Annotated in this window: 8 protein-coding genes; 3 read left to right on the top strand and 5 right to left on the bottom strand. The window is 39.9% G+C overall.

Annotation, left to right across the window (positions count from 1 at the left end; translation table 11 throughout):
* Positions 1 to 550 precede the first annotated feature (550 nt).
* From M23134_RS27480 to M23134_RS27470, 3 genes are all read left to right on the top strand, one after another.
* Complete coding sequence (locus tag M23134_RS27480) at positions 551 to 748, top strand: hypothetical protein (protein WP_002701838.1); 198 nt, start codon at positions 551 to 553, stop codon at positions 746 to 748.
* A gap of 299 nt (positions 749 to 1,047) precedes the next feature.
* The gene (locus M23134_RS27475; RefSeq protein ID WP_198145101.1) at positions 1,048 to 1,236 is read left to right on the top strand and encodes a hypothetical protein; all 189 of its coding nucleotides are present in this window, start codon (positions 1,048 to 1,050) and stop codon (positions 1,234 to 1,236) included.
* 3 nt (positions 1,237 to 1,239) lie between these two features.
* Entirely contained in the window at positions 1,240 to 1,422 is a 183-nt protein-coding gene (locus M23134_RS27470) for a hypothetical protein (protein ID WP_002701832.1), read from the top strand.
* A 454-nt stretch (positions 1,423 to 1,876) separates the two neighbouring features.
* Here M23134_RS27470 and M23134_RS27455 read toward each other — a convergent pair whose 3' ends face one another.
* The 5 genes from M23134_RS27455 to M23134_RS27435 all read right to left on the bottom strand — a co-directional run bounded on the left by M23134_RS27455 (position 1,877) and on the right by M23134_RS27435 (position 9,664).
* Entirely contained in the window at positions 1,877 to 3,100 is a 1,224-nt protein-coding gene (locus tag M23134_RS27455) for a hypothetical protein (RefSeq protein WP_002701827.1), read from the bottom strand.
* Positions 3,101 to 3,103: 3 nt separating this feature from the next.
* On the bottom strand, positions 3,104 to 3,616 hold the full coding sequence (locus tag M23134_RS27450) for a hypothetical protein (RefSeq protein ID WP_002701825.1): 513 nt from the start codon (positions 3,614 to 3,616) through the stop codon (positions 3,104 to 3,106).
* Between the two features lie 11 nt (positions 3,617 to 3,627).
* Positions 3,628 to 8,043 (bottom strand): hypothetical protein, encoded by a 4,416-nt coding sequence (locus tag M23134_RS27445; RefSeq protein WP_002701823.1) that lies wholly within the window; start codon positions 8,041 to 8,043, stop codon positions 3,628 to 3,630.
* Entirely contained in the window at positions 8,016 to 8,672 is a 657-nt protein-coding gene (locus M23134_RS27440) for a hypothetical protein (RefSeq protein WP_002701821.1), read from the bottom strand. Before M23134_RS27440 ends, M23134_RS27445 begins: the two co-directional genes overlap by 28 nt.
* A gap of 320 nt (positions 8,673 to 8,992) precedes the next feature.
* The gene (locus M23134_RS27435; protein ID WP_002701819.1) at positions 8,993 to 9,664 is read right to left on the bottom strand and encodes a hypothetical protein; all 672 of its coding nucleotides are present in this window, start codon (positions 9,662 to 9,664) and stop codon (positions 8,993 to 8,995) included.
* Between the last annotated feature and the right edge of the window lie 29 nt (positions 9,665 to 9,693).

Below are 9,693 nucleotides of genomic sequence, written 5' to 3'. Positions count from 1 at the left end.
CCGCTTTTTTTTCTTATTCTTTTTGTCTTGGGTATTTGTCGCTTGTATAGAGGGTGGGTTTTGTGTTTTTTTTTGTTGCATTTGTTACTTTATATTGTGGAACAATATCACCCTAAATTAAATGATTAAAAGATTTATAGTATTATTTTAAAAATTTATTTTTGTACTTGTCACACAATATAAAGTAACAAATGCAACAAAAAAAAACACAAAACCCACCCTCTATACAAGCGACAAATACCCAAGACAAAAAGAATAAGAAAAAAAAGCGGCAATTATCCAAGCCAAAGATTCTGAAGGAAAGTCTCTTCAACCTATTCAAAGCGAACAAGGAAAGTTACCAGTCATTCAAGCAAAACAACGTCCAATACAACGCAGCACTACTGCTAAAAATAACACCCCTATACAAGCTAAATTTGATGATTCTAAGCTTAATACAACCGATAAGCAAGCGTTTACAGACAAGATAGCTAATGTAAAACAGAAAAACTCTTATTTTGAAGTTATTCACGATAAACTATCTACTTCTGGCTTTACTTACTACCTATAAATGGGTGGTATCAAGTCAAGAGGTGGATTTATTCCAGGGAAACAAGGCGGCGGTACTATCGCATTTTATTCAACAGCTGCCCTCAATGATGACTATGCATTTATGGAAGAGTTTTTTCATGCCTACCAATCTGAGCATTATGGTTATGAAAACATGCTTAGGAATTGTTCAAAAATAAATTTACACTCTGAGAGGTGATTTATTGCCTTGATACTTCGTTATTTTTATTGCCCATAGCGCTGCTATGGGCGCAAAAAATAGCCTCGTCTCAAAACAAAACCTCTACCTCAAGAATGGTAATTTAATTTCTCACCATTCCTTAAAAAACCAGGGGCACAAAATATTCCGGGAGCATCTAATAAAGAATTTGAGGCACGTTTTTTCAAAGCACTCATCAGCATATTAGACGAAACAGGTGCTGGAGACTACCAGGACAAGAAGGTTTAATGAAGTTTATTTATGGCTTGTTAGATGATGGTCCAGACTTTTCGCTTGTTATGAACAAAACTAGTTTTACCCCTGAACAAAAAGCTGAGTATTTGCAACTCGTCGAAAACTTCAGAAAGTATTGGGAAACCCTTAATAAAAGGGATGGAAAAAATAATGTATATGATGACCCAAAAACCAATGAAGGTCCTGAAGCAACTTTTGATATTATTAGAAAAGTTTTAGAAAAGAAAAAATAACCCATGCGTCTACTCATTTTAGTTATCTTCTGCATCCAGTTTGTTAGGGCTACCAGCTTTGCCCAAACAACATCGGTAGGGAGTGAAAACCTGCCCGAAATACGCTTAAAGAACCCAACAAAAGTAGATCAAATCATTCACAAAGTATTGCCTAAAGATGTGTTCGAACAATTGCAGCTAGGCTAGGTACCTTGTTGCTTGTTACGTTTAAGCTAAAGCCCAAAGGGACAGTGCAATCTCTGCGTTTTATAGCCTTACCCTCCAAGCTTAAAGCACGCGATGCCTCCCAAACTATTGCTGATGAATACTTAAAGAAACTCCGCACTTGCTTTCGCAAAAAATTACGCTTTGTTATAGATGCCGCTTATAAAGATGACCGATTTATGAGCAGATCTTTTGCTATAAAGCCTCGCAATAAGCAGCGTAAATAAACTTTGGCAAAGTAATATGATCAGCAATCAAATGCAAATGGCTTGGAATTCAACCATAAGCATACACATTAGCAGTTTTAAGCCTTGTTTTGCTTGCTCAGAAACCACATTGTAAATGATCAAAGAAAGTAGAGATGCATTGAAATGCGCGCTAGGTGAGACACTTGAAACAACGAGGAGCATCAACGCAAGAGGTGACTCTGACTTTGTCATTTCTCATGAGGTTCACAAAGTTTATCAAACACCTCTATATAGTTTTTTAGGTAGTCTGCCAGTTCATTCTGAAGACTGTCTTGCAGATAATAAAAGCCATATTTAGTTCCATCTGAAGAACAATTCTCTGGTGATAGAACAAAGCTATTTCCATAAAAACCTGCTGAATCTTTTGTAGTATTTTGCACGAAACATATTTCATAATCAGTATCGTTCATAAAGCCTGCAAATGTAAAATGAGCAAAGTCTGAGGGTTTACCATTTGATAAGCCAAAATCCACAATAAATACTCTCCTCGTAAATGCTGTCTGGTGAGCTATTTTTAGTTGAGCAAATCTTTTTACAAATCCCTCTTCAGCAAATAATATGATCATTCCATCTAACGGGAAGTTTGTCCACTCCTCATCAAGTGTTATTATTTCGAGAATAGCAAAGGTATTGGTTGCTATGCTCTCAGCCAAAGCCTCATACTTTCGTGCCTTACATACAGAGACATACTCACCATCTTTTCTGCTTTGTAGGTTGGCTGGCTTTTGTGAAACTATGTATACTTTTTTCATAGGGCTTGTAATCTTTTGAAGTGTTTCATCCAAGCCTACTTTTGCTCTGGAATGAATTACATCAGAAGCCAGACCCTGTATATCATATTGTTTCGTTTTTATTTGCTCAAACGAGTGAATATATGCTGTCAAGTACTGTCCTAATTCTTTTACAATGTTTTCCTTAAAAGGATGAAGCTGGTAGTAATTATGATTATCAACAGTGCCGAAGCTTTTGTTTGCCACAAAACTATCTGCAACAAACCCTGGTGCGCTAAGTGAATTAATGCTTTTCTCAAGCACAAAATAGGACATATAATCGTGTCCCTGCATACTCCCTGCCAACGGCAAGCCTTGATAGTCTAATTCACTGAACACACCTCCAAAATCCACCAAAAAAATTTTCCTGAATGCTTCTAAAGGTAAAGTTTGGTCTAGTTTGCGTATTTTTTTTATAAAGTGATGTTCTGAAAAAATTATATATAAGCCATCAACAGGCAATTTTTCCCACTGCTTCTTCAGGTTTAGCATTTCGCAAGGTAAGCCAGTATATGTTGAAATAAGCTGGACAAATTGCTCATATTTCCTGTACTGACTAATGGAGCTAATCGGTTCACCTTCAAACTTAATTGTTCTGTCAGTAGCTTTTTGGGAAATCAAGTATATCTTTTTAATAATCATAGGTCAGGGGATTAACAGATAAAAAATGTGCGCATACTCTGTTACTTCTTTTACAAAAAACCTACCCTTATGACGTCCACTTAAGTATAATATCTCAGATAAAAAATCTATTTTATTAGACATCAGCTGCTCTATTGAAACGTCTAATGGTTGCCTTATTATAAAAGCATCAACTTCTTCTTCACTTAAATCATTTGCTTTTTGTATATCATTTGCAAGCTTGTCAAGAGCTGCACTATTAGTACCGACATTTGCAGAAACCACAAAACTGTTTTGAGTACCCAGGCCTACTTTCAAGATGCACTCTTGGCTTGTTTGCTCTCTGGTCACAACCCAAGTTAAGAGCTCAAGTAAACCTGATACTTTTACAAATACCTCTTTCAGCTTTCTTCTGGATAAATCCCTTACTTCTAATGCCTTATGTAACTCAGTCATTATCTGTTCAGGTTCAGGTTTGCTTAACTCAAATGTTTGGTTAAAAAATATACTAGAACTTATTTCCTCTTGTTTGTTCATGGTATTGTAATCTAAAATAAATTCTTTAATTCTTCCTCAAAATTTACTAATTTACCTTGCGAATATGATTCATAAATAATGCCTCCATCCTCCTCTAACTCTTCTTTTATAAGACCCCAAATTTCATATTGTACCAAAGCAATCATCTGACTATCTCGATACGAATCGGATGTAATTTTACTAGGGTAGTTAGCCCTTAATATTTCTAACCTTTGATTAGCTAACTGCCGTAATTTTTTGTTCATTCTATAGGTATAGGTTAAAGATTCCTTAATAAAGTCATAATCACTCATATCAAAGTTTTCTCCACTTGCTTTTTTCAACACAAACAACTGCTGTCCTTTTGCGCCATCAATTGTCACCATTCGTAATTCCTTCAATTTAACTTTAGCTGCGCTTGTGTAATCTCCTGTAGAAAAAGTGGTTCCTCGATAATCAGGAAATATTTGAAATTCAGCTGAAGGTGGATGATTATGGGTCATTGTAGCTCCTTCAAAACTTACTCCTTCTGGTTCAGTAAACCCAACAGTTGTTCTTTGATTACTTGTAAAATGATAAGCTTGTGCGCTTCCTCCTTTTTTGGTAAAAACATACGCATGTTCGTGAGGCTGATTAATTATCTTCTTTTCTGCATTTGTAATGTTTACATTTTCAAGGCCAACAAAGTAATTTAGAAGTACTTTTGCCCTTTCTACTAATTTATTAAATAACTCTTCCAATTTTTTTAGTTGAACACTACTCCTATTTGCTATATCCAATAAACCATTTTTTTGTACATCTTGCTTAAATTCATCAAAAGCATAATCTTCTGTTGGGTTTGTTTTTATTCGTTGGTTGATTAACTCTAACAATTTATTTTCTTTATTAATATCTTGATCAGAGTCCAGATTATGGTTCTGCTCTGAATCGATTGCCTTATCTTTAACAGTAAATATTATGTTATATCTAAAAGGTATAAAATCACCTTTTGTTAAACCATACTCACCCATTTTTCTAACAACTTCTGCCTTTAACCCTTCTTTGTCATTTAGCCCTTGTATATCAACTTTTGCGTCTAACTCTTTTCCAACTTGTTCTACCAAGGTTCTCACATATCCAAAGCTATGTGTAAACTGAAAAAGCTCATTTGGATCTAGGTTTGGGAATTTTTTCATCAAATAAGCTAATTCAAGGGCTGTCTCTGTATTAACCATATTTGAAATTTTTATGCCTTTCAAAGCATCAAAGTCGAAACCAGCCTTTTTTCCTTGTAAAACAGTAAAGAATGTTGAAGCAGGAAAGCCTTTACCTGGTACTAACTCAAGTTCTGGTGGAACAGATAAAAACTTAAAAGCATCTGGTACTGCTGCATACTTTAAATCAATAAATCCATCTTCCAAATCAAATACCCTATGTAAGTTAATTTGTTTTTCTCCATCTATGAAAAAAAACTCATTCAAATTTGCTATATCTAAATCATCTATTTCTTCTTGTATCTCTTCATCTATATCTAAATTTTTTTTATCGACTTTTAAAGGCAAATTACCTTCTTCAATATATTTATCTACCCCCTTATAATCAGAAATATGTTTTTGCTGCCGCTCAAATATAGCTCTCTCGATAGGGTTATTAGGGTCAAGACTCTTCAATACTTCCAGGCGAACATTTTCTTCCATCGCCACATACCCCACCCCCTTTGTATCTGCACTCACCGAATGGGCTACCTCCTCAAAATACTCAAGCTGCAAAAGTATAACCCCTAGTTCGGTTTCTATTTCAGGGGCCTGGGCAGGGTCAAACTTGCCGGCTTCAATTGCCTGAGCCCGCTGCATCAAAATGGCCGAGAGTTTCTCTATTTTTTGCTTAGACTCCCACAATGCCGTGCCAGGTTGGGGGATGCCATGCCAACCTATCGCTTTTTTGAATTGATCGCCCCAGGCACGCATTCTACCACTGAGGCCTTGGTAACGGCGCATATAATTGAGCGTGGCCAGGTGCTCTTGTGTGTGGGCTATGGTGGCATCGGGGCCCACCCTCAGCTGAACGGTGTCTATAGTAGTGAGGCTAAATACCCCAGCGTAAGTGCGAGTTTGGGTAGTATAATGGGCTTGTACAGTTTTGCCACTTATTTTGGGGTTGCCATACTCTACCTGAATGCCTACTTTGCCCTGCAACTCGCCCAAACCTTCTTCCAGGCGCTTTTTATGCGCCTCACGTTTGGTAAGTTCCTTGTAGAGAATTTCCAGCTCAGGGCTTTCTTCTATTTTTTGGGGCACCCTGGGAGCGGCTTGTATCTGGTAGGGAGTAGCCTTGCCTTTTTGCTTTGTCTCGGGCTGCAAATGATCTACCGTGGCAAGTAGTGCCAACGCCTTGGTATACGCCAGCTTGGCCTCGGTAGTCGTAGCCTGCATCTTTTTGGCTTGCAACTGTAGGGTAGTATCTGCCACAAAACCCTTGACAGATCCCGCGCTGCCAAAAAAAGCACAGATGGCAGCGGTTACCACCAGCTTTTCTCCTGCCTGGTCCAGGTTGGCACCAAATGTTTTGCGCAGGGCACTGGCAAAAGTGCCGTCTTTCATGAGGTTGTCCATCAGGTCACCTGCATACTCCTGAGTGGTTTCGGTGGCTACGTGTGCCCCATAACGAATGGCTACATTGTTGATAAAACTATTGATCACTATTTTATGGGCAGGTTTGTTTAGCAGCTTGAGCAATGGAAGCCTGCCCCCTACCAAACCCTGAATAATACCCTCGCCCAGCCCCGAATATTCGCTTTGACCCGCCAGCTTAAAAGCAATGCTGTTGACCAACGCCGCCCGGAGCACCCGGGTAGTGCGTTCACCCAAACGAAGGGTTTTTACCAAAGCGTTGCCCGCCCTGGCAATGGCGGGCAAAGTGCCTACTCCTTCGGTTATCAGAGTAGTAGCCATAATCTCAAGCATCACCGGAATACTCGTGCCAATGCCTGTGCCTATTTGTTCAGTAAGGCTTTGCTTAGCACGGCTTAGCTGTTTTTTGGTCAGTGCCAAGCCCTCATATTGCATGTTTTGCGCCATCGCCTGCGCAAAATCAGTATTGGTGCTATAGTCTGTCCAAAAAGTACTTTCGGCGAGCCCTTCTAGCAGCGATTTTGCAAAACCAGTGCGTTCGCTGCTCGCAAAGTCTTCGTTCAGAAAATAAGTTCTTGCGATCGCCCTAAAAGCCTTTTTTGCGTCTGATAACAGCTGTTTGTCGTATTTTACCAAGCCTCTTTCTGCGCTTTCGTCGTGCCTTTCGCCATAGCGTATACTAATTTTACTGTTTTTGTACCGAATGACATCGAGTGCCTGGGTCGACTTTTTGAGCCTTTGTTTGGTGTATCTATAGCGCAAATAATAGTCAGTGACCATGTCTTTGAGCTTGGTTTTAAAAGCCTTAGGGGGAGCACTGTTGTTGCCTTGACCACCAGCGGTGCCTCCCTGGGGCGAGTCAATCCTATAACCATTCACATAGTCATATATAGGTTGGTAGTGTTCTTTTCGGGCGCCATAAATGACTCCCTCCTGAAAGTTTATTTTATCAAGCAAAGCGTATAAGCCAGCTTCTTTAAACAATTGTTTCCAATTGGTTTTGCCCAATAGCTTTTCCAGACTCAACATTCTTCGCTGGATCAAACCTACGACCCCTTGGTGATAAAGCGCCATCAGTTGATCATTGGCTTGCCACACTACCTTATCAGTTTTGGTCAATATAGTTTTTGCCTCTGCTTTGGCAGCATTAAAAGCGTCTTCCCGCGATTTAAATAATTGCTTTTCCAGCGATTTGCCTTTTTTGCGCAAACTCCACTCGCTAAACCTCCGCAAAACTTCTTGTCGGGCATCATAGTCAAAGTTTACCTTGCCATTTACATCTAAAACAGACTGATAGTTGTGTTTTTTTCTTATCTCCTCTATGATCACCTTCAGGCGTTTATCCTGGAGTTTGGTGGGTAGCTCAAAAATCTTCCGGTACTTTGGGTTGTCAATCAACTCGCCAATGACCTGATACATCGCGTAGTTGGTCTCGGAGGCATATTGGGTGGTCACCGGGTCAACAATTCTCTCCTCTTTTTCAACCTCTTTTTTCGGCGTCAAGTCACGGTGTTCATAGCGATTGATCAAACCCAACACCTCAGTCGTCAGTTGGGCTACAAAAGGTTGTTTGCCTTTATAAGCCCCCTGTATAGTGGCCAGCCCTCTTTTGAGCTTGTGCATAAAAGCATTGGTTTGCCGATGGTCTGGGGCGGTGTTTGTCCCCCCGCTATTCTGGGTTTGCTTGTCCAGCATCCGGAGCAAAGGCACCTTTAAGTTGCCTTCAAGGTATTGCTTCATGGCATGCCGAATATCCCCCAGTGTTTTTACCAAACTTGGTTGGTTTACCTGGGCTATTTTTCCGGACACAATCAAATCAATGATGTTTTGGGCTGCCACAAACGGATCCCCTTCCCGGTTTTGATAGTGTACGCTATCAAGCGATTGGCACCCAACTTTAGCTCAGGGTCTTGTTGTACCAACTTCTGAGAAGTCAGTAGCTGTAAAGCTTGTAAAATACCATGCAGTAATTGGTTGGTTTTGCGGTTGTCAAAACGATGAGCCCCATAATTATTGCGTTGTTTCTCCAGGTGTGCCAAAAAGTCCCAAACACCTTCCTCTTTGCTTCCAACTTTTGCGCTTCCCTCTTCGCCCACTCCCAAAAACTGCCCAAATTCTTGCTTGAAACTCAACACAATTGCTTTGAGTTGGGCAAATGATAAAGCCTGAGGGGTGTTTTTTAAGTAATTGAGCAGTATCAAAGCAAACTCGTCTACAGTATGTGCTTTAATTGGGGAAATGGTCTTATGGTGAGGCTTGGTGGGCGTTCTTCTTACCAAAACCTTAGATGAAAGCACGCCAAAGGGGTCTTCACGCCGTTTGAGCAGCAATGGCATAGGCTTTTCCCCTCTGCGGGTCAATACCGCCCGTCCCTCTTCATTGGTGGGGAATTGATAGTTGGGGGTAGAAAGCAGCCTGGGTTTGCTGCCATCAGCTGAGGCAAGCCTGCTTACTTGCGAGGCAAACACCTTGGGTGGGTCACATTGCTTTTTGACGTAGGAGTGTTTCTTGCAACATCTTTAGTTTTATCCATGTTTGCCAGGGGTTGGTAAAATTGAAGATGCCTTCAAGTTAGGGTTTATTTTGTGTTTTCAAGAAATAATACCCCTAAATATAGTGTCATATTTGCAATTATAATAATTTACTCCAAATATTTTGTCTCTCTACTGAAAGCGCATTTTTGTAGAAGTTTTAAACCTTGTTTTGCTTGCTCAGCAACCGCATTTTAAATGCTCGTAGACAATAGACATGTGTTGCAAATGTGTGTTAGGTGGTAACTGCACCCCATCTAAACCTTCACATTCTTAAACCTTCCTATGTATACCAGCACACCGTTGCTATATACCTTAAATACCAACGGAAACTTTATACCTTTGCCTATATTTACATACTCCAGTTCATCGGCCAACACCTCATATTCACCACTTTGAGGGTTAGGCATACCAGTAGTTAATATTTTGCCACTCGCTGTTACAAATAAGTCCAGGCTATGAGTAGCATCTGCTGCTTTTACAATTGCCACCTTTTGATTTTGGTAAGTAGTTTCTTTGAGCCACTGCCACTGTACTTGTGGGTTGTTGAGCATGCCCAAAAAATTGTAAAAAAACACATTACCGAGTTTATCGGTTTCGTCTTTCGCCAAAAAACGTTTGTGTTTGCCTCTTCCCTCCCAGGCTTTGCCCTTTTTATAGTATTGTGTCACCTTTTTCCCTTTGCGGGTAAATGTTTTCCTGAGTCGCTTTCGCTTAAAATGTACCCATACCTGTTCCTTCAACCTGGCTTGCCCTGGCACCCCCATTTCTAAAGTATAACTCAGTTTACGTACTTTTTTCAAGGCTTTTTTACCTCCAAAAAACTGGATGACTTGTTGTTTAATGGCTTGCCCCTTTGGTAGACTTTGAGCAACCGTTGTGTTTGCCCATAACAAACATACCCATACTACTAAAGTTGTTTTTTTCATCGATTATTCCCTTATCTCTTTTGTTTACA

Source organism: Microscilla marina ATCC 23134 (assembly GCF_000169175.1).
GTDB lineage: Bacteria > Bacteroidota > Bacteroidia > Cytophagales > Microscillaceae > Microscilla > Microscilla marina.
This window is presented reverse-complemented; position numbering and strand designations above follow the sequence as displayed.